Annotated in this window: 15 protein-coding genes; 9 read left to right on the plus strand and 6 right to left on the minus strand. The window is 72.4% G+C overall.

Translation table 11 applies throughout. The features are described from left to right. Positions 1 to 79 precede the first annotated feature (79 nt). The 5 genes from STBA_RS18730 to STBA_RS18750 all read left to right on the plus strand — a co-directional run bounded on the left by STBA_RS18730 (position 80) and on the right by STBA_RS18750 (position 7698). A complete protein-coding gene (locus STBA_RS18730) occupies positions 80 to 1909 on the plus strand; it encodes a thiamine pyrophosphate-dependent enzyme (protein WP_079252014.1) in 1830 nt (609 codons plus the stop codon). Further along, complete coding sequence (locus STBA_RS18735) at positions 1906 to 2535, plus strand: NADPH-dependent F420 reductase (RefSeq protein WP_077060345.1); 630 nt, start codon at positions 1906 to 1908, stop codon at positions 2533 to 2535. Before STBA_RS18730 ends, STBA_RS18735 begins: the two co-directional genes overlap by 4 nt. A gap of 13 nt (positions 2536 to 2548) precedes the next feature. Next, positions 2549 to 5881 carry an FAD-binding and (Fe-S)-binding domain-containing protein gene (locus tag STBA_RS18740; RefSeq protein WP_079252015.1) on the plus strand — a complete coding sequence of 1111 codons (3333 nt, stop codon included), beginning with the start codon at positions 2549 to 2551 and terminating at the stop codon, positions 5879 to 5881. 108 nt (positions 5882 to 5989) lie between these two features. Then, positions 5990 to 6841 (plus strand): NUDIX domain-containing protein, encoded by an 852-nt coding sequence (locus tag STBA_RS18745; RefSeq protein ID WP_077060346.1) that lies wholly within the window; start codon positions 5990 to 5992, stop codon positions 6839 to 6841. Further along, the gene (locus tag STBA_RS18750) at positions 6838 to 7698 is read left to right on the plus strand and encodes an MBL fold metallo-hydrolase (RefSeq protein ID WP_079252016.1); all 861 of its coding nucleotides are present in this window, start codon (positions 6838 to 6840) and stop codon (positions 7696 to 7698) included. The genes STBA_RS18745 and STBA_RS18750 overlap by 4 nt, the downstream gene beginning before the upstream one ends. A 53-nt stretch (positions 7699 to 7751) precedes the next feature. Here STBA_RS18750 and STBA_RS18755 read toward each other — a convergent pair whose 3' ends face one another. After that, on the minus strand, positions 7752 to 8426 hold the full coding sequence (locus STBA_RS18755) for a Crp/Fnr family transcriptional regulator (protein WP_077060348.1): 675 nt from the start codon (positions 8424 to 8426) through the stop codon (positions 7752 to 7754). Between the two features lie 300 nt (positions 8427 to 8726). On the opposite strand from STBA_RS18755, the gene nth reads away from it, so the two are divergent. From nth to STBA_RS18770, 3 genes are read left to right on the plus strand one after another with little or no spacing between them, the layout of a single operon-like run. Next, on the plus strand, positions 8727 to 9626 hold the full coding sequence (nth, locus tag STBA_RS18760) for an endonuclease III (protein WP_077060349.1): 900 nt from the start codon (positions 8727 to 8729) through the stop codon (positions 9624 to 9626). Next, positions 9623 to 10312, plus strand: a complete 690-nt coding sequence (locus tag STBA_RS18765) for a CoA pyrophosphatase (protein ID WP_077060350.1) — start codon at positions 9623 to 9625, stop codon at positions 10310 to 10312. Before nth ends, STBA_RS18765 begins: the two co-directional genes overlap by 4 nt. A gap of 13 nt (positions 10313 to 10325) precedes the next feature. Continuing rightward, positions 10326 to 11525, plus strand: coding sequence for a MarP family serine protease (locus STBA_RS18770; RefSeq protein ID WP_077060351.1), 1200 nt, complete (start codon positions 10326 to 10328; stop codon positions 11523 to 11525). A 37-nt stretch (positions 11526 to 11562) separates the two neighbouring features. Here the strand turns inward: STBA_RS18770 and STBA_RS38875 are convergent, their stop codons facing one another. Both STBA_RS38875 and STBA_RS18780 read right to left on the minus strand, forming a co-directional pair. Next, positions 11563 to 11751, minus strand: a complete 189-nt coding sequence (locus STBA_RS38875; protein WP_077060352.1) for a hypothetical protein — start codon at positions 11749 to 11751, stop codon at positions 11563 to 11565. Positions 11752 to 11828: 77 nt separating this feature from the next. Further along, on the minus strand, positions 11829 to 13382 hold the full coding sequence (locus tag STBA_RS18780; RefSeq protein WP_077060353.1) for an MFS transporter: 1554 nt from the start codon (positions 13380 to 13382) through the stop codon (positions 11829 to 11831). A gap of 371 nt (positions 13383 to 13753) precedes the next feature. On the opposite strand from STBA_RS18780, the gene STBA_RS18785 reads away from it, so the two are divergent. Continuing rightward, complete coding sequence (locus tag STBA_RS18785; RefSeq protein ID WP_077060354.1) at positions 13754 to 16972, plus strand: BTAD domain-containing putative transcriptional regulator; 3219 nt, start codon at positions 13754 to 13756, stop codon at positions 16970 to 16972. Here STBA_RS18785 and STBA_RS18790 read toward each other — a convergent pair. From STBA_RS18790 to acs, 3 genes are all read right to left on the minus strand, one after another. Further along, positions 16935 to 17870, minus strand: a complete 936-nt coding sequence (locus STBA_RS18790; protein WP_077060355.1) for an alpha/beta hydrolase — start codon at positions 17868 to 17870, stop codon at positions 16935 to 16937. The two genes, STBA_RS18785 and STBA_RS18790, sit on opposite strands and share 38 nt — an antisense overlap. After that, entirely contained in the window at positions 17867 to 18304 is a 438-nt protein-coding gene (locus STBA_RS18795) for a phage holin family protein (RefSeq protein ID WP_077060356.1), read from the minus strand. Before STBA_RS18795 ends, STBA_RS18790 begins: the two co-directional genes overlap by 4 nt. A gap of 181 nt (positions 18305 to 18485) precedes the next feature. Further along, entirely contained in the window at positions 18486 to 20447 is a 1962-nt protein-coding gene (acs, locus tag STBA_RS18800; protein ID WP_077060357.1) for an acetate--CoA ligase, read from the minus strand. Positions 20448 to 20590 lie beyond the last annotated feature (143 nt).

The raw sequence follows: 20590 nt of genomic DNA on the forward strand, positions 1-20590 counted from the left end.
GGCCCGCGGCGCCGGGGGGCGCAAGCCGGTCGGCCCAGCAGGTGTTGCGGGGGTGCGGTGGGGTGCGTTGGGTGGGCATATGGGACGTATTGCTGCCGAGGTACTGGTGGAACGACTGGTCGACTGGGGGGTCGACACCGTGTTCGGACTGCCCGGGGACGGGGTGAACGGACTCATGGAAGGGCTGCGGCGGCACCAGGGGCGGGTGCGGTTCTTCCTCGTGCGGCACGAGGAGGCCGCCGCGTTCATGGCGACCGGGTACGCGAAGGCGACCGGGCGGCTCGGGGTGTGCCTGGCCACGTCCGGGCCGGGGGCGATCCACCTGCTGAACGGGCTGTACGACGCGAAGATGGACCACGTTCCCGTGCTCGCGATCACCGGCACGCAGGAGACGTCCGTGCTGGGCACCGGCTATCAGCAGGAGGTGCACGTCGAGCACCTGTACGCGGACGTGGCCGAGTACAACCTGGTGATCGACAATCCCGCGCAACTGCCCGGCATCGTCGATATCGCGGTGCGGACGGCGCTGGCGCGCCGCGGGGTGGCGCATCTGTCGCTGCCGAACGACATTCAGGTGGCCGACGCGGACGCCGATCCGTGGCAGCGGGTCGCACCGGCCAGGCCGCCGGTGACCGCGCCGGTGTACCTGGCGCCGCCGGGCGTGCCGCGGGAGGCGGATCTGCTGGCCGCGGCGGAGGTGCTGAACGCGGGCCGGCGGGTGGCGCTGCTGGCCGGGGCCGGGGCGCTGCACGCGCGGGACGAGGTGCTCGCCGTTGCGGACACGCTGGGTGCGCCGGTGATCAAGACGCTGCCGGGGAAGGCCGTCATCCCCGACGACTCGCCGTTCGCGGTGGGCGGGATCGGGCTGCTGGGCACCCGGCCTGGGGAGGAACTGATCGACGACTGCGACACGTTGTTCATGATCGGCTCGAACTTCCCGTACACCGATCACCTGCCCGATCCCGGCCGGGTGCGCACCGTGCAGATCGAGGCGGATGCGGCGCGCGCCGGGGCCCGGATGCCGACCGAGGTGCCGGTGATCGGTGACGCGAAGGAGGGCCTGGCGGCGCTGCTGCCGCTGCTCGACCGCAAACGGGACCGCAGGCACCTGGCGAAGTACCAGAAGCAGATGGCTCGTTGGCGCCGGGACATGGCAGCCCTCGAGGAACAGAAACGCAGCCCGGTCGCGCCGCAGTACGTGGTCGGCGTGCTGGACGACCTGGCGGCCGACGACGCGATTCTGACGTGTGACAGCGGAACGATCGCCACCTGGGCGGCACGGCACTGGACGATTCGGCGCGACCGGGAGTTCTACCTGTCGGGCAACCTGGCGACGATGGCACCGGGGCTGCCGTACGCGATCGCGATGCAGCACGCGTTCCCTGGCAGACAGGTGATCGCGTATGTGGGGGACGGCGGGTTCTCGATGCTGATGGCGGACTTCCTGACCGCCGTGCAGGCGAAACTGCCGGTCACCGTGGTGATCAACAACAACAATGCGCTGGGCCAGATTCTGTGGGAGCAGATGGTGCTGGGTTACCCGGAGCACGGGGTGCGGTTCCGCGAGCCGGTCGCGGATTTCGCGGCCTGGGCGCGGGCGTGCGGTGCGTTCGGGGCCAAGGTGACGCGTGGGAAGGACGTGCCTAAGGCGCTCCGGCAGGCACTGCGGCACCGCGGGCCCGCGCTCGTCGACGTCGACGTCAACCCGGACGAGCCGCCGATGCCGGGGAAGGTGCAGTACAAGCAGGCGAAGAAGTTTGCCGAGGCGTTCGCGAAGGGGCAGCCGCGCCGCACGACCATCGCCACCACGCTCGCCAAGGACCGCATCCAGCAGCTCGGCAGGGCCGGAAAGGAACGGAAGGAACGGCAGCAACGGAAGGAACGGCGGGAACGGAAGGAACGCGCATGAAGATCGGCTGCATCGGGGCGGGGCACATCGGCGGAACGCTCGCCCGGCACTTCTCCGGCCTCGGCCACGAGGTGGTCATCAGCAACTCCCGCGGGCCGCGGACTCTTTCCGGCCTGGTGGCCGACATCGGGAACGGGGTGCGGGCGGGCACGGCCGAGGAGGCCGCCGCGTTCGGCGACGTGGTCGTCGTGAGCGTGCCGTACGGCAGGTACCGGGAGCTGCCGGCCGGGCCGCTCGGCGGGAAGGTCGTCATCGACACCTGCAACTACTACCCGCAGCGCGACGGCCACGACGCCGAGCTCGACGACGGGACGACCACGTCGAGCGAGAAGATCCAGGCGTTCACCGGCGCGCGGCTGGTCAAAGCGTTCAACGCCATCTACGCGGCCAACCTGCGCGAGCGCGGGCTGCCCCGCGGAAATCCGGAGCGCCTCGCGATTCCGGTGTCGGGGGACGACGGGGAGGCCAAGTCGCTGGTCTGCGGCCTCGTCGACGCCATCGGCTTCGACCCGGTGGACGCGGGCGGTCTCGCGGAGGGCGGGCGCAAGCACGAGCCGGGGAGCCGGGTGTACACCGCGGAGCTGCCGGCCGGGGAGCTGAACACCCTGCTCGACACCGGCTCCTAGGGCGGGGGCGCACATGGAGACGGACGGCGTGCGGAACGGCGCGCGGGGCGCAGAGCAGAGTGGTGCGGAGGGGCGCGCGTTGCTGGAACGGGCGCTGCGCGAACGGGTGGACGGGGAGGTCAGGTTCGACGACGGCGCCCGCGCCGCATACTCCACTGACGCCTCCAACTACCGGCAGGTGCCGATCGGCGTGGTGCTGCCGCGCACGCCAGAGGCGGCGGCGGAGGCGGTCGCGGTGTGCCGGGAGTTCGATGCGCCGCTGTTGTCCCGCGGCGGCGGCACGAGCCTGGCGGGACAGTGCTGCAACGCGGCGGTGGTGCTGGACTGGAGCAAGTTCTGCAACCGGCTGCTGTCCGTCGACACCGACCGGCGGGTGTGCGTCGTCGAGCCAGGCATCGTGCTGGACGAGCTGAACCGGCAACTGGCGCCGCACGGGCTCCAGTACGGGCCGAAGCCCGCGACGCACCCCAACTGCACGCTCGGCGGCATGATCGGCAACAACTCCTGCGGCTCGACGGCGCAGGCGTACGGCAAGGTGGTGGACAACATCGGCCGTCTTGAGGTCCTGACCTACGACGGGCTGCGGCTGTGGGTGGGGCGCACCTCCGAGGCGGAACTCGCGCGGCTGACCGCGGGCGAGGGCCCGGAGGCGGAGCTGTACCGGCGGCTGATCGCGCTGCGCGACCGGTACGGCGACCTGGTGCGGGAACGTTACCCCGCCATCCCGCGGCGCGTGTCCGGCTACAACCTCGACTCGCTGCTGCCCGAGCACGGCTTCGACGTCGCCGGGCTGCTGACCGGATCGGAGTCCACGCTGGTCACGGTGCTGCGGGCCGAGCTGGCGCTGGTGCCGGTGCCGCGGCACAGCACCCTGGTCGCGCTCGGCTACCCGGACATCGCGACGGCGGCCGATCAGATGCAGGCCATTCTCGAACACGAACCGCATGCGCTCGAAGGAATGGACGCCCAGCTGATCACGTCCGAACGGCACAAGCACCTCAACGCCGACGCGCTGGACGCCCTGCCGGCGGGCAGGGCGTTCCTGCTGGTCGAGTTCGCCGGTGACAGCCGTGAGGAGGCCGCGGCGAAGGCCCGCGCGCTGATCGGGGCGAAACCAGCGGATGTCGGGCACACCTGGTATGGCGATCCGCGGCACCGGGAGCAGCTGTGGCGGGTGCGTGAGTCCGGGCTCGGGGCATCAACCCACATGCCGGGCAAACCGGAAACCTGGACCGGGTGGGAGGACAGCGCGGTGCCGCCCGCGGCACTCGGTGCGTACCTGCGGGAACTGGCAGCGCTCTTCGAGGAGTTCGGCTACGACCGGCCCTCCGTCTACGGCCACTTCGGGCACGGCTGCGTCCACACGCGCATTCCGTTCGACCTGACCACGGCGGAAGGCGTCGCGCGCATGCGGGAGTTCGTGGAGCGCGCCGCGGGGCTCGTGCTGCGGTACGGCGGCTCGCTGTCCGGCGAGCACGGGGACGGGCAGTCGCGCGGCGAGCTGCTCGTGCGGATGTTCGGTCCTGAACTTGTCGGGGCGTTCAGGGAGGTGAAGGCGGCGTTCGACCCGCGGCACCGCATGAACCCCGGCAAGCTCGTCGACCCCCACCGGCTGGACGACAACCTGCGGCTCGGCGCCGGCTACGCGCCGTGGGAGCCGGCGACGATGTTCGCCTATCCGCAGGACGACGGGGCGTTCAGCCGGGCGGCGGCGCGTTGCGTCGGCGTCGGGAAGTGCCGTTCGCTGACGGGCGGCGTGATGTGCCCCAGCTACCGGGCGACGCGCGACGAGGAGCACTCCACGCGCGGCCGGGCCCGGCTGCTGTTCGAGATGATCAGGAACGACTCGCCCGTCGACGAGGGCTGGCGCTCCGCCGAGGTGCACGACGCACTTGATCTGTGCCTGGCCTGCAAGGGCTGCCGGACCGACTGCCCCGCGAATGTCGACATGGCCACCTACAAGGCCGAGTTCCTGCACCACCACTACAAGGGGCGCCTGCGCCCCCGCGCTCATTACGCCATGGGCTGGCTCCCGTTGATTGCCAGGGGCGCGGCCCTCGCTCCGCGCGCCGTCAACGCGCTCATGCGCATGCCCGTGCTGTCGCGCGCCGCCAAGAACGCCGGGGGCATCGCGCGGGAACGCGAACTGCCCGCGTTCGCCCCGCAGCGCTTCACCGCCTGGTGGCGCGAACGGGGCGGCCCCCAGGGCACCGGCGAACGCGGCGAAGTGCTGCTGTGGCCCGACACGTTCACCGAACACTTCCACCCGGCCGCGGGCCGCGCCGCCGTCGCGGTGCTCGAAGCGGCCGGTTTCCGCGTCAAAGTCCCCGAACGCGCGGTGTGCTGCGGGCTCACCTGGATCTCCACCGGCCAACTCGACATGGCCAGGCGCGTACTGCGGCACACCGTCGCGGTCCTGCGCGACGACCTCCGCCGCGGCATCCCCGTCGTCGGCCTCGAACCCAGTTGCACCGCGGTGTTCCGCCTCGACGCGACGGAGCTCTTCCCACCCGGCTCCGACGGTCCCGACGGCTCCGACGGCTCCGACGGCTCCGACAGTCCCGACGGCTCCGACGGCCCTAGCGGTTCCGATGGTCCTAGCGGTTCCGACGACCCGGACGGTCCCGACCTGCGGCGGCTGCGCGAGCAGACGCGCACGCTGGCGGAACTGCTCGCCGAACGCGCCGCCGACTGGCAGCCGCCCGCGGTCGACGCGCGGGCCGTCGTGCAGCGGCACTGCCACCAGTACGCCGTCATGGGCTTCGACGCCGACCGCGCGCTGCTGGAACGCGCCGGGGTCCAAGCCGACGTGCTCGACGCCGGATGCTGCGGCCTCGCCGGGGACTTCGGCTTCACCCGGGGCCACTACGAGGTGTCCATGGCATGCGCCGAAGCGGGCCTGCTGCCCGCGGTCCGGGCCGCCGACGAGGACACGCTGATCCTCGCCGACGGCTTCAGCTGCCGCACCCAGATCGAGCAGGCAGGCCTCGGGCGCGAGCCGCGGCACCTGGCCGAGGTGCTCGCCGACGCGCTGGCCGGCGAACGGCCCGAGGGCGTGCCGGAGCAGGAGCCGGCGGGCGGCCGTTCACGGCTCGGCGCCCCCGCCGCCGGGGCCGTCACCGGGGCTGCCACCCGCGCCGCCGCCCCGGCCGGCGTGGCCGGTAAGGCGTCCCTCACGGGACTCGCCTCGTACGCCCGTTTCGCGGCCCTGGCGGCGGCGGTGCTGCTCGGTGCCGCCGCGGCGGCCCGGCGTGCGCTCGGCGCGGGCGCCGTTCCGCCGGACCGGCCGGGGCGTGCCCGGCCGCGCGCGCGAGCCGAACGGCCGCCTCGCCGCCGGCTGCGGTGACGGCTTGACGACTGCGGTGACGGCTGTGGCGAACGGGGGCGGCGCGGCGCCGGTGCGCCCGGGGGAGGGCCTGTGTCGCAGCGGGGCGGCGGGCCGTAGCATCCCGGCATGGGAGCAACCGGAGGCCAGTGGTACCCGCCGGAGTGGCCTGACCGCATCCGCGCACTCGCCCGCGGCGAGTTGACGCCCGTTCCGCCGCGCCGGGCCGCCACTGTCATGTTGTTGCGTGACGGCGCGGAGGGGGCGGTCGAAGTCTTCCTGCTGCGCCGGCGCGCATCGATGGCGTTCGCGGCGGGGGCGTACGCGTACCCCGGCGGATCGGTCGACCCGCGGGACGGGCCGGACAACGAGGAAGAGGGCGGGGAAGGGAACGCGGACGGCGCCGTGGTCGCGGCAGCGGTGCGGGAGACGTTCGAGGAGGCGGGGGTGCTGCTGGCCGGCCCGCCGCCCGGCGGCCTCGTGGCGGATGTCACCGGCGCGGACTGGGAGGAGGACCGGGCCGCGCTGGCCGGCGGACGGCTGCCGTTCGCCGACTTCCTGAACCGCCGCGGCCTCGTCGTACGCACGGACCTGCTGGGCCGCTGGGCGCGGTGGATCACCCCCGAGTTCGAGGCGAGGCGGTACGACACGCACTTCTTCGTGGCCGCCCTCCCGGCCGGACAGCGCACGCGGAACGCCTCGACCGAGGCCGACCGCACCCTGTGGTTGCGGCCCGGGGACGCGGTGGCGGCGTACGAGCGCGGCGAACTCCTCATGATGCCGCCGACGATCACGACGCTGCGCGAGCTCGCCCCGTTCCCGACGGTCGCGGAAGCGCTCGCCGCGGCGCGCGACCGTGACGTCGCGCCGATCATGGCGCAGGCGCGTGTCGAGGGGCGCGAGGTGGTGTTGAGCTGGCCGGGGTATGAGGAGTTCGAAAAGCGCGTGACGGCGGTCGACAAGAGGGAGCGGACGATATGAACGATGCGCCCGCATTGCGCGCCGGCGCCGGGTCGGCAGGCGAGGAGCCGGGAGCTCCCGAACCGCGCGTGCGCGAAGGGGCCGTGACCGAACGCGCCGCCTGCGTGCTCGCCCCGAATCCGTCACCGATGACCCTGGACGGCACGAACACCTGGATACTCGCCGAGCCGGGCGCCACCACCGCCGTCGTCGTCGACCCGGGCCCCGAGCACGAGGGGCACCTGCGGCGCGTGATCGACGCGGTGGAACGTTCCGGCCGGCGGGTCGCCCTGACCCTGCTGACACACGGGCACCCGGACCACGCCGACGGCGCCGCCCGCTTCGCGGAGCTGACGAGGTCGCCGGTGCGCGCACTCGACCCGCGGCTGCGGCTCGGCGACGAAGGGCTGGCGGCCGGGGACGTGATCACCACGGGCGGTCTCGACATGCGCGTGGTGCCGACCCCCGGCCACACCTCCGACTCGTTGTCGTTCCAGCTGGTGGCCGACGCGGCGGTGCTCACCGGGGACACGGTGCTCGGCCGGGGGACCACCATGGTGGCGCACCCGGACGGGCGGCTCGGCGACTACCTCGACTCGTTGCGCAGGCTGCGGTCGCTGACCGTGGACGACGGCGTCCACACCGTGCTGCCGGGGCACGGGCCGGTACTGCGCGACGCGCAGAGCGCGCTGGACTACTACCTGGTGCACCGCGCGAGCCGGCTGGCGCAGATCGAGACGGCGCTGGAGAACGGCTACCGCACGCCGGCCGAGATCGTGGCCCACGTGTACGCGGACGTGAACCGCGCGGTGTGGCCGGCGGCCGAGCTGTCCGTGCGGGCACAGCTGGACTATGTGCAGGAACGTGGCCTGATGTAGTCGCTCACCCGTTCGATTGTCGGCGCTTTTCGCCGGTCGGGCCGTGCGCTCGTTCAGCGGGAACGGCGGGCCAGCCGTTCGATGTCGAGGAGGATGACCGCGCGCGCCTCCAGCCGCAGCCAGCCGCGGGCGGCGAAGTCGGCGAGCGCCTTGTTGACCGTCTCGCGGGAGGCGCCGACGAGCTGGGCCAGCTCCTCCTGGGTGAGGTCGTGTACGACGTGGATGCCCTCGTCGGACTGCACGCCGAAGCGGCGCGAGAGGTCGAGCAGGGCGCGGGCCACGCGGCCGGGAACGTCGGAAAAGACCAGGTCGGACATCTGGTCGTTGGTCCGGCGCAGTCGGCGGGCCACGGCGCGCAGCAGCGCGGCGGCGACCTCGGGGCGGGCGCTGAGCCAGGGCTGGAGATCGCTGTGGCCGAGCCCGAGCAGCCTCACCTCGGTGACGGCGGTGGCGGTCGCGGTGCGCGGGCCCGGGTCGAACAGGGACAGCTCCCCGATCAGCTCGCCGGGACCGAGAACGGCCAGCATGTTCTCCCGGCCGTCGGGGGACGTGCGGTGCAGTTTGACCTTGCCGTCGGTGACGACATAGAGCCGGTCGCCCGGATCTCCCTCGTGGAAGAGGGTGTCGCCGCGGGCAAGCGTGACCTCGGCCATGGAAGCGCGCAGCTCGGCGGCCTGCTCGTCGTCGAGCGCGGCGAACAGTGGGGCGCGCCGGAGAACGTCGTCCACGAGTTCCTCTCCTTGTCGGCCGGAGCGGTTGCCGGCCGGTGGCGGTTGTCGGCCGGGGTCGGTGACCGGCCGGGCGGCCGGGGCGACCCTCATGATGCCGGACGCCTCGGCAGTGCTATCAGTCACAAGTTTGACGTACCAGGACAGCGGGGCCCACGCCAGGGGCCCGTTCGGTAAGCGATTGCGCCATGCGCCGGGCGAATGTCGGTGGCGCCGTTTAGGCTGGCCGGGTGGTCAACGACCCGATGGCGCGCGGGAGGCAGGGCGCGCGCGGCACGTGCGAATGAGAGGGCCGGACGGGTGAGCGCTACCCAGGATTCCGCTGAGAGCGAACGCGGCGCGGCCGGGCGGGTGAGCGCGGCGCGGGCCGGTGGCGTTGCGCGTGCCGGTGCCGGTGCCGGTGCCGGTGCCGGCAGTGGTGCGGCGGGCGGGAAGCCGGAGAGCCGGCTCGCGATGGTGCGCCGGGCCCGCAAGATCAACCGCGAGCTCGGCGAGGTGTACTACTACGCCCACCCCGAGCTGGACTTCGAGAATCCGTTCGAGCTGCTGGTGGCCACCGTCCTGTCCGCCCAGACAACCGACCTCCGGGTGAACCAGACCACCCCCGCCCTCTTCGCCGCCTACCCGACGCCGGAGGACATGGCGGCGGCCGAGCCGGCGGTGCTGGAGGAGATGATCCGGCCCACCGGGTTCTTCCGGAGCAAGACGCGGGCGCTGCTCGGGCTCTCCGCCGCGCTGCGCGACCGGTTCGGCGGCGAGGTGCCGGGACGGCTCGATGACCTCGTGTCCCTGCCCGGCGTGGGGCGCAAAACGGCGCACGTCGTTCTGGGCAACGCGTTCGGCAAGCCGGGCATCACCGTCGACACCCACTTCCAGCGGCTGGTGCGGCGCTGGCGGTGGACGGAGCAGAAGGACCCGGAAAAGATCGAGGCCGAGGTCGCCGAGATCTTTCCCAAGAAGGACTGGACGATGCTGTCGCACCGCGTGATCTTTCACGGGCGCCGCATCTGCCACAGCCGTAAGCCTGCGTGCGGTGCCTGCCCCATCGCGCATTTGTGCCCGTCCTACGGGGAGGGCGAGACCGACCCGGAGAAGGCCGGGAAGCTGCTGAAGTACGAGATGGGCGGCCATCCCGGCCAGCGGCTGAAGCCGCCGGCCGACTTCCCGGGCAAGCCGGCCCCGCCGCTGGGTGCGGCATGACCCGACCCCGAGGAGCCGCCGACCTCGGCCGGTCCGGCCCCGGCGGGCTGCCGCGGTGGCTGCGGCCGCTGGCGGACGCGGCGCTCACGATCACCGCGGGCCAGCTCAGCACGTTCCTGCCCCCGGCGGCGGGGGGACGGCCCTCGGCGGTGCTCGTATTGTTCGGCGAGGGGGCGAAAGGGCCCGAGTTGCTCCTGCTCGAACGGGCCACGAGCCTGCGCGAGCACGCCGGGCAGCCCTCGTTTCCCGGCGGCTCGCTGGACCCGGAGGACGGCGATCCGGAGGGCGACGGGCCGCTGTTCGCCGCGTTGCGGGAGGCCGAGGAGGAGACCGGGCTCGACCCGGCGGGCGTGCAGGTCTTCGCGACGCTGCCGCGGTTGTACATTCCGGTCAGCGGATTCGTCGTCTCACCGGTGCTGGCGTGGTGGCGGCAGCCGTCGCCGGTCGCGCCGATGGACCCGGGGGAGACCGCGCGGGTGTTCACCGTGCCGGTGTCCGAGCTGACCGACCGGCGGCACCGCGGCACGGCCGTGCACCCCAGCGGATACCGCGGGCCGTGCTTCGAGGTCGCGGGAACACTGGTGTGGGGCTTCACGGCCGGTGTCATCGACCGCGTGCTGCACTTCGCGGGCTGGGAGCAGCCCTGGGACCGCGACCGGGAGATATCACTCGACCACGGGGCGTGAGACCGTAGCGGGCATGAACGCGCTCGACGTCCTGCTGCTGCTCGCCGCCGTGTGGTTCGCCCTCGTCGGGTACCGGCAGGGCTTCGTCGTCGGTGTCCTGTCCGTCACGGGCTTCATCAGCGGCGGGCTGCTCGCCGTGTACGGGCTCCCGGTGGCGTGGCGCGAGCTGAGTGACGATGCGGAGCCGGGGCAGGCCGGAGTGATCGCCGCGGTGGTGGTCGTCATCCTGTGTGCCTCTGTCGGGCAGGCGCTCACCACCGTCCTCGGGAACCGGCTGCGCCGCCGCATCACCTGGTCGCCGGCCCGGGCCCTGGACGCGACCGGCGGCGCCTTGGTGAACGTGCTGGCGATGCTGCTGGTCGCCTGGCTGCTCGGATCGGCGCTGGCGATGACCACCTTGGGCACGGTCGGCCGCGAGGTCCGTAACTCGCGGGTGCTGCTGGGCGTTTCCCAGGTGGTGCCGGACAGCGCCAACACCTGGTTCACCGGCTTCAGCTCGGTCCTGGCGCAGCACGGCTTCCCGCAGGTCTTCTCCCCGTTTACGGCGGAGCCGATCACGGACGTGCCGCGCCCGGACCCGAAACTGGCCGACAGCCCGGCTGTGACCGAGGCGAAACGGTCCATCGTTAAGGTCGTCGGCACCGCCGCCGGCTGCGGCAAGATCCTGGAGGGCACCGGTTTCGCCTTCTCCGAGGGCAGGGTGATGACCAACGCCCACGTCGTGGGCGGCGTCATCGAACCCACCGTGCAGATCGGCGGGCAGGGCCGGCTCTACACCGCGAGCGTCGTGCTCTACGACTGGGAGCGAGACATCGCCGTGCTCGACGTGCCTGACCTGCCCGCCCCGCCGCTGGAGTTCAGCGAGGGGGACGCCATCACCGGTGATGACGCGATCATTGCCGGCTTCCCCGAGAGCGGCCCGTTCGACTCGGGCGCGGCCCGCGTGCGCGAGCGCTTCCAGGCGGACGGGCCCGACATCTACCGGCGCGGCGAGGTCAGCCGTGACGTGTACTCGCTCTACGCCACGGTCCGGCCGGGCAACTCCGGCGGCCCGCTGCTCACACCCGACGGCGAGGTCTTCGGCGTGGTCTTCGCCAAGTCACTCGACGACGACCGCACCGGCTATGCGCTCACCGCGGACGAGGTGCGCGAAACGGTCACGCGCGGCCGTGCCGCGGACGAACGGGTCGACAGCCAGACTTGTGCCATGTGAACGAGATGAGCCCCGGCCCGACCGCGCGGGCCGGACTTCACCCTCGCGGGTGCCGCAATCGCGCACCCACCCAGCGCGCTCGGCGGCGCAGAATATCCGGGAAACCGATATGTGAATCCTCCAAGGGGCCGCCCTGGAGCCGCCGCACGGCGCCCTGCGCCCGGGTGGCGGCTCCATTGCCGCTTCGATCACGTGCCACGTCACGGTAGTCGTGCGTCCAGCCCATACCTTCGTCCCTGCCCGGGGGGCAAGGTCAGTAACCTCCCAGAAGCGAAGTCAATCGGCGTATGCATCCGGCACATGTCATGCATCCTCCGTGCGCGCCTCCGTTCCCACGCCGAGCCGCCGCAGCAGGACCCAGGCGGTGAGGGACAGCACGGCCATCAGCCCGGCCGACACCCAGGCCACCGTGGTGACTCCACTGGTGAACGCCGCGCGTGCCGCTTCCGACACCAGGGCGCCCGCCCCGTCCGGCAGTTGTCCCGCCACCGACAGGGCGGTCGGCAGCGAATCCGCGGCCGCGTCCGCCGAGTCGGCCGACAGACCGTCGGGCAGCCCGTTGTCGATCTCACGGCGGTACACGGCGGTGCCCACGCTGCCGAGGACGGCTATGCCCATCGCCATCCCCAACTCACCGCTGGTCTCCGAGAGTGAGGAGGCCGAGCCCGCCTTCTCCTGCGGCGCCGAACTCAGAATCATGTCCGTGCCGAGCACCATCATCGGTGCGGCACCGAGGTAGGCGAACGCCAGGCCGGTGACCACGATCACCGCCACATGATCCCCGCCGGTGCGGGTCGCCAGCAGGTAGCCGAGCGCGGCCACCGCCATCCCACCGGCCACCAGCCGGACCGGAGCCGTTCGGCGGGCCATCGCCGGGACGAGGAGCGTGGCCACGATCATCACCGCGGTCGCCGGCAGCATCCATATACCGGCCTCCAGCGGCGACTTGTCCTCCACCATCTGGAGGTACTGGACGAGGAACATGAGCATGCCGCCCGACGCGAACACGGTCAGCGACGTGAAGGCGAGCGTGCCGCCGAAGACCGGGTTGCGGAAGAGACGGAGGTCGAGGAACGGCGCGGCGAGACGGCGCTGCCTGCGGACGAAGAGCAGCCCCACCAGCAGGCCGGCGGCCACGGCCAGCAGGTGACCGGCTCGCACGCCGTCCTCCGCCAACTTCTTGAGGCCGTATATCACCGGCATCATCGCGCCCATGGACAGCAGAACACTGAACAGGTCCAGCCGCCCGGCCTCCGGGTCCCGGTACTCGGGCAGCAGCAGCGGTGCGGAGATCAGGAGTATCACCATCACCGGCACACCGGCCAGGAAGACCGAACCCCACCAGAACCACTCCAGCAGCACGCCGCCGAGCACAGGTCCCAGCGCGCTGCCGGCCAGGAAGCAGGTCATCCACACACCAACGGCGGTGGCCCGCTGCCGTGCGTCCTGAAACATGTTCCGGATGAGGGCCAGGGTGGAGGGCATCAGCGTCGCCCCGGCGACACCGAGCACGGCCCGGGCGGCAATGAGCATCGCCGGACTCGTCGCGTAGGCGGCGAGGACGGAAGCGGCGCCGAACGCCGTGGCGCCTATGAGCAGCAGCCGCCTGCGCCCGATCCGGTCACCGAGCGTGCCCATGGTCACCAGGAAGCCGGCGATCATGAAGCCGTAGATGTCGAGTATCCACAGCAACTGGCTGGTGCTCGGCCCGAGATCGGCGCTGAGGTGGGGCGCCGCCAGGTGCAGCACGCTGAGGTCGAGGGACAGCAGAAGAGTGGGCAGGCCGAGCACGGCCAGCCCTGCCCACTCTCGGCGGCCTGCCCGCGGAACGGCCGTGGCCGGGGCACTGACGGTCATGAGGATGCGTCCTTCTTCCTGGTCTTGCTTGGGCTTCCTGGGCTTCCTGGTCTCGCGCACGACAGCGCACGTCACACGCGCGGCCGCGGCGAGGAGTCCTGAGCCACGGCCCGGCGCACCTGGTCCCGCAGTGCGCGCGGGGCGCCGGCCCGGTCTCGCGGCGCCTGTCCCGGCTTCCGTGCCTGTCTGGAACCACCGTGCCGGGGGCCGCTTATGGTTCACGCACGGTTCACGCACGGCCGCCCCGGAGCCGCCGTGCGTGAACCGTGCGCGTACCGGGCGTGAAGCCCGTTCCTGCGCCCGCGCCCGGTACCCGGCCGGAGAGCGGCCCGTTACTCTCCGTTGTCAGTGGCCCCGGATACCGTGTACGCATGCTTTTCGGTGTGCTCGGTCCGCTCACGGTCCGGGGGGCGGACGGCAGCCCGGTCAAGGTTCCGGAGCTGAAGGTGCGCGCCCTGCTGGCCGTTCTCCTCGCAGGCGAGGGCCAGCCCGTCTCCGTGTCCCGGCTCTGCGACGAGCTGTGGGGTGCCCGCCAGCCCCGGCAGCCGGTCAACAGCCTGCAGACCAAGGTTTCCCAACTGCGCCGTGCCCTCGACCGGGCCGAGCCGGGCAGCCGGGAGCTGGTGGTGCTGGGACCGGCCGGTTACCAGTTGCGCGTTCTTCCGGAGGCCGTGGACGCGGGCCGCTTCCGGCACTTGGCCGACCGCGCCCGCACCGCGAAGGACCCCAGGGACCGCGCCGCCCTGCTGTCCGACGCGCTGGGCCTGTGGCGCGGCGACGCCTATGCCGGCTTCCATGGACACCCGGCCGCCCGTGCCGCCGCCGACCGGCTCGCCGAGCAGCGGCTCGACGCCCTGGAGGACCACGCGGAAGCCCGTCTGGAGCTCGGGTACCACACCGCCCTCGTCGCCGAGCTGCGGGAGCAGGTCGAGCACCATCCGCAGCGCGAGCGGCTGCACGGCCTGCACATGCGCGCCCTCTATCTCTCCGGCAGGCAGGGGGAGGCACTGGAGGTGTACGACCGTCTGCGGCGCCGCCTGGCCGAGGACCTCGGGCTCGATCCGAGCCCCCGGCTGAGCGCGCTGCACCGTGCGATCCTCACTCAGGACCCGCGCCTGGTCGCCGGCCCCAGGGCCGAGCCGCCCACCTCTCCGGGGACCAATCTGCCCGCCCCTGTCACCGCGCTCATCGGCAGGAAGCGTTCCGCGACCGAGACGCGTACCCAGATCGCCGACGGCGCCCGGCTCGTCACGCTCGTCGGGTCCGGCGGCGTCGGCAAGACGCGGCTCGCGCTCGAGATCGCCTGGCAGCTCACCGGCGGCGAGTTTCCCGATGGCGTGTGGCTCGTCGAGCTGTCCGCACTGGCCGGGCCAGGCACCGAAAGCTCGCTCGCCGAGCTGATCGCCGCCACGCTCGGCATTCGCGAGACCGCCTCCCGCGGACTTGCCGGCAGACCGCCCGGCCCGCCCGACGACCCGCTCGCCCACGCCCTGCGCGAGCGGCGCCTGCTGCTCCTCCTGGACAACTGTGAGCACGTCGTCGAGGCCGCCGCCGCACTCGCCGAGCGGTTGCTGCGCGCCGCACCGGGGCTGCACATCCTCGCCACGGGACAGGAGCCGCTCGGCATCGCGGGGGAGCAGCTGCGGACGGTGCCCCCGCTCGCCCAGGCGGACGCCGTCGAGCTGTTCATGGCCAGGGCCGCCGCCGCTGCGCCCGGCTTCGTCCTCACGGACGAGAACGAGGCGACGGTGGCCACCGTGTGCCGTCGCCTCGACGGCATCCCCCTCGCTCTTGAGCTGGCCGCCACGCGGGTCCGCGCCCTGGGCGTGCGCGAGCTCGCCGCGCGCCTCGATGACCGTTTCGCGCTGCTCGGCTCCGGATACCGCGGTGCTCCGCCGCGTCAGCAGACCCTCAGGGCCATGATCGACTGGAGTTGGGAGCTGCTGCCCGAGGAGGAGCGCGCCGTGCTGCGCCGGCTCGCCGTCCACCCCGACGGGTGCGGCCTCCCGGCGGCGGAAGCCGTCTGCGCCGGTGCCGATGTCCCGGCCGGCGAGGTCGTGCGGCTGCTCGGCCGGCTGGTCGACCGTTCCCTCCTCGTGGCCACCGAGGACCTCGACGGACCGAGGTACCGGCTGCTGGAGTCCGTTGCCGCGTACGGCCTGGAGCAGTTGCGCGGCGCCGGGGAGCTGGCGGCGGTGCGCGAGCGGCAGCGGCGGTTCTGCGTCGCGCTGGCGGAGCGGATCGCCCCCGAGCTGTACGGCCCCGGGCAGCGGCAGTGGCTGGAACGGTTGGACCGCGAGTCGGCCGGGATGCGGGCCGCCCTGGGCGACGCGGTGCGGTGCGGCGCCGCGGGCGATGCGCTCCGGCTGGTCAATGCCCTTGCGTGGTACTGGTTCCTGCGCGGCCGGGTGCGGGAGGCGCGCCGCTGGCTCGACCGCGCCCTGGCGCTCACCGGCGCCGCGCCGCACGCCGCGCGCGCCGAGGCCGCGGTGTGGCGGGCCGGCATCGCCATGCTCATCACCGACGAGACGGGCGCGCTCGAAGGTGGCGCAGACGCGCTGGCGCGCTACGACCGGCTCGGTGCGTCACCACCGGAGCCCACCCGCCCGGGCCGGCGGGGCCGGGCCTGGGCGGAGTGGTTTGTGGGTTTCGCCCAGTGGGGCTTCGGCGATCTGACTTCGGCGGAGGAGCGGATTGCGAGCGCGCTGGCCGCCTTCCGTGCGGCGCACGACCGCTGGGGCACGGCCGCGGCGCTCGCCGCCCAGGCGTCCGTCGCCCTCATGCGCGGCGACCTGGCGACGCTCGGCCGCAACGGCAGGGAGAGTCTGGCCGTGTTCATCGAGCTCGGGGATGCCTGGGGCCGCTTGCAGGCCACCGAGGCGCTCGGTTCCGAGGCCGAGATCGTCGGCGACTATGGGCGCGCCGAGCGGCTGCACCACGAGGCGCTGTGCATCGCCGAGGAGCTGGGCATACGGCCCCACGTCTCGGAGAAGCTGTCCAGCCTCGGCCGCATAGCGCTGCTGCGGGGGGACTACGCAGCGGCGGACGAGTTGCACGAACGGGCGAGACAGCTGGCCGCGCGTTACTCCCATACCAACGGGGAGCAGTTCGCCGAGATCGGGCTGGCCCTCAGCGCGCGGCGCCGCGGAGATTTCGAGGTGGCGGAGCGGTATCTGCGCCGCTGGCTCGATTGGAACAAGCGGATCGAGGCCCATACGCCGATTGCGCTGACGCTGGCCGAGCTGGGCTTCATCGCGGAGTTGCGCGGCGACGCCGGTCAGGCGCTCGCGCTGCACATTCAGGGGTTCAGAGCCGCCCGTCTCACCGGCGACCCGCGGGCCGTGGCGTTCGCCGCCGAGGGGCTCGCCGGCGCCTACGCGCTGGGCGGACGGCCGGACCGGGCGGCGAGGCTGCTGGGCGCAGCGGCCGGGTGCCGTGCCGCGCTGGGCGCGCCGCTTCCGGCGGCGGAGCGCGGGGATGTGGACCGGATCGAGGCGAGGGCGCGCGCGGCGCTCGGCTCCGAGCGATACGACGCGGCGTTCCGGGCCGGGCTCAGCGGTCGGGCTCCGGGTCCCGGAGCCAGTCGATGAGCTCCGTGCTGAACGCGGCCGGGTCCTCCTCGTGCGGGAAGTGGCCCAGGCCGTCGAAGAGGCGCCAGCGGTACGGCGCTTCGACGTACTCGCCGGAGCCCGCGGAGCTCCGGGTGCGCATCACGGGGTCGAGCGAGCCGTGCAGATGCAGCGTCGGCACCAGCACGGGTCGCTTCATCCGCCGGTTGAACTGGATGCCGTCCGGCCGCACCATCGAACGGACCATCCACCGGTACGGCTCGACCGCGCAGTGCGCCGTGGACGGGATGGCCATGGCCTGGCGGTAGACGGCGATGTCCTCGTCCTCCGGCTGCCGCGGGCCGGACCAGCTCCGCAGCAGGTGTTCCACTGCCTCGGCATCGTCGGCGACGAGCTGCCGCTCTGGCAGCCACGGGCGCTGGAAGCCCCAGATGTACGAGCTGGCCGCGGTCTGCCGCGGGTCACGGAGCAGCGAGGCGCGCCAGCTCCTCGGGTGCGGCATGGATGCGACGGCGAGCCGGCGGACCAGCTTGGGCCGCATCACGGACGCCGTCCACGCCAGGTAGCCGCCGAGGTCGTGGCCGACGAGGGCGGCATCCGGCTCGCCCAGGGAACGGATCACTCCGGTGACGTCGAGCGCGAGGTTGGCCGGATCGTAGCCCCGGGGGGTGCGGTCGCTGCCGCCCATGCCCCTCAGGTCCATCGCAACGGCGCGGTATCCGGCCTCGGCCAGGGCGGTCAGCTGGTGCCGCCAGGTCCACCAGAACTGGGGGAAGCCGTGCAGCAGCAGTACGAGCGGACCCTCGCCCATTTCGGCAATGTGGAAGCGGGCGCCATTGGCGGCGACGTCGCGGTGCGTCCACGGGCCGTCCCGCAGGATGACCGAGGACCGCATCCCGGACTGATCGGCAGCGGTCATGTCGAGGAGCCTGCCTTGTCGGCGGGGACGGGACGCGGATGGGGCTTGACGCTGGACAGAACGGCGGCCGACTCCTTGACGGAGCGCACGGACCGTTCGGGCTTGGACACTCCGCCGAACTTGCGCTTGGCCAGCACGAAGAGGATCAGCGCCAGAACGATGTAGAGGCCGCCGACGATCGTGCACGCGACGGCGAGCGGGATGTCCCACCAGTTGCGCAGCCAGAACGCCAGGGCAAAGCTGAACAACGGCACCGCAAAGAGGGCGAGGAAGCCCCCGACCATGCCCGCGGTACTGCCGAGCACTGCCTTTTTGGCGTCCTGCCGGATCTCCGCCTTGGCAAGCGCGATCTCGTCGTGCACCAGTCCGGACAGTTCGGCGGTGGCCGAGGCGACCAGCTCCCCGAGGCTGCGGCCCTCTTCGGCTGCGCTCATCGCGATCTCCCTCTTTCTTCTCCCTGGGCGGATGTCATTGGTGCACGTGACAGTAGTGCTGCGGTGGTGGGGCGTCAGTTGGCGACACCTCGCCGTCGCTCTGGGGAGTGATGTCGCAAATGCTATAGGGGCGCCCGGCCGCGGGCCGGGCGCCCCTGAAGTCTGCCGCTGCCGGGCGGTGTCAGTCCTCGCCTGCCGCGGTGGGCAGCTTGCGCTGGATCAGGTCCATCACCGTGGAGTCGGTGAGCGTGGTGACGTCACCCAGCTCCCGGTTCTCCGCGACATCGCGCAGCAGACGGCGCATGATCTTGCCGGAACGGGTCTTGGGCAGCTCGTCCACCGGCAGGATGCGCTTCGGCTTCGCGATGGGGCCCAGCTCCTTGGAGACGTGCGCCCGCAGCTCCTCGACCAGCCCCTCTTCCTCGGCGGCTCCGCCCCGCAGGATGACGAACGCGCAGATGGCTTGCGTGGTCTGCGGGTCCGTGGCCCCGACGACCGCGGCCTCGGCGATTCGCGGGTGGGAGACGAGCGCGGACTCGACCTCGGTGGTCGAGATGTTGTGCCCGGATACCAGCATCACGTCGTCGACGCGGCCGAGCAGCCAAATGTCGCCCTCCGCGTCCTTCTTCGCGCCGTCGCCGGCGAAGTACTTGCCCTCGAACCGTGACCAGTAGGTGTCGAGGAAGCGCTGGTCGTCGCCCCAGATGGTGCGCAGCATCGACGGCCAGGGCTCGGTCAGCGCGAGGTAGCCACCGGAGCCGTTGCCCACCTCGGCCCCGTCGTCGTCGACGACAGTGGCGCTGATGCCCGGCAGCGGAACCTGGGCGGCGCCCGGCTTGGCGGAGGTGACGCCCGGCAGCGGGCTGATCATGATGCCGCCGGTCTCGGTCTGCCACCAGGTGTCGACGACCGGCGTGCGGTCACCGCCGATGTGCTTGCGGTACCAGATCCACGCCTCGGGATTGATCGGCTCGCCGACGGAGCCGAGGATGCGCAGGCTCTCCAGATTGAACTGCGCGGGGATGTCGTCGCCCCACTTCATGCAGGTGCGGATCGCCGTGGGCGCGGTGTACAGGATGGTGACGCCGTACTTCTGCACGATCTCCCACCACCGGCCGTTGTGCGGCGTGTTGGGCGTGCCCTCGTACAGCACCTCGGTGGCGCCGTTGGCCAGCGGCCCGTACACGATGTACGAGTGGCCGGTGACCCAGCCGACGTCAGCGGTGCACCAGAAGACGTCCGTCTCCGGCTTGAGGTCGAAGACGGCGTGGTGCGTGAATGCCACCTGCGTGAGGTATCCCGCGGAGGTGTGCAGGATGCCCTTGGGGCGGCCGGTGGTGCCCGAGGTGTAGAGGATGAACAGCGGGTGCTCGGCGTCGAACGCCTCGGGCGTGTGCTCGTCGGGCTGGCGCTCCGTCAGCTCGTGCCACCACACGTCGCGGCCTTCGGTCCAGGGGATGTCCTGACCGGTGCGTCGCACGACGAGGACATGGCGGACATTGGCAGCGCCCGGACGGGTCAGCGCCTCGTCGACCGCGGGCTTGAGGGCGGAGGGCGCCCCGCGGCGGTAGCCGCCGTCCGAGGTGATGACGACGCGGGCATCCGCGTCCTCGATGCGGGTGGCGAGGGCGTCGGCCGAGAACGCGCCGAAGACCACGGAGTGCGGGGCTCCGATGCGGGCGCAGGCCAGCATTGCGATGACGGTCTCGGGCAGCATCGGCATGTAGATCGCCACGCGGTCGCCGGTCTGGACGCCCAGCTCCGTCAGGGCGTGGGCGGCCCGCGCGACCTCCCGCTGCAACTCGGCGTAGGTGATGGCCCGCGAGTCGCCGGGCTCGCCCTCGAAGTGGATGGCCACCCGGTCGCCGTGCCCCGCCTCGACGTGCCGGTCCACACAGTTGTACGCAACATTCAGCCGGCCGTCGGCGAACCACTTGGCAAAGGGCGGATTCGACCAGTCGAGGGTCTGCGTGGGCGCCGTCTCCCAGCTGAGCCGGCGTGCCTGCTTGGCCCAGAAGGCCAGCCGGTCGTCGGCAGCGGCTTCGTAGGCCGCGGCGGTGACATTGGCATCGGCGGCCACCTCGGCCGGGGGCGCGAACTTCCGCGTCTCCGTCATGAGGTTGGCCAGACTTTCGTTACTCACGGCATCTCCTCGCGGCGTCAGCTGTGTCCCACGGCACACCTCATCAGTCTCGTTGCCTCTTTGACAAGGGCAACGGGGCGACTGGTGTAGACCTATTGCGCTGAACGGCCGCGCGCCGCGGTGAACGGGCAATCGGCGCGCTG

It is taken from the genome of Streptomyces sp. MP131-18, from assembly GCF_001984575.1.
Lineage (GTDB): Bacteria > Actinomycetota > Actinomycetes > Streptomycetales > Streptomycetaceae > Streptomyces > Streptomyces johnsoniae.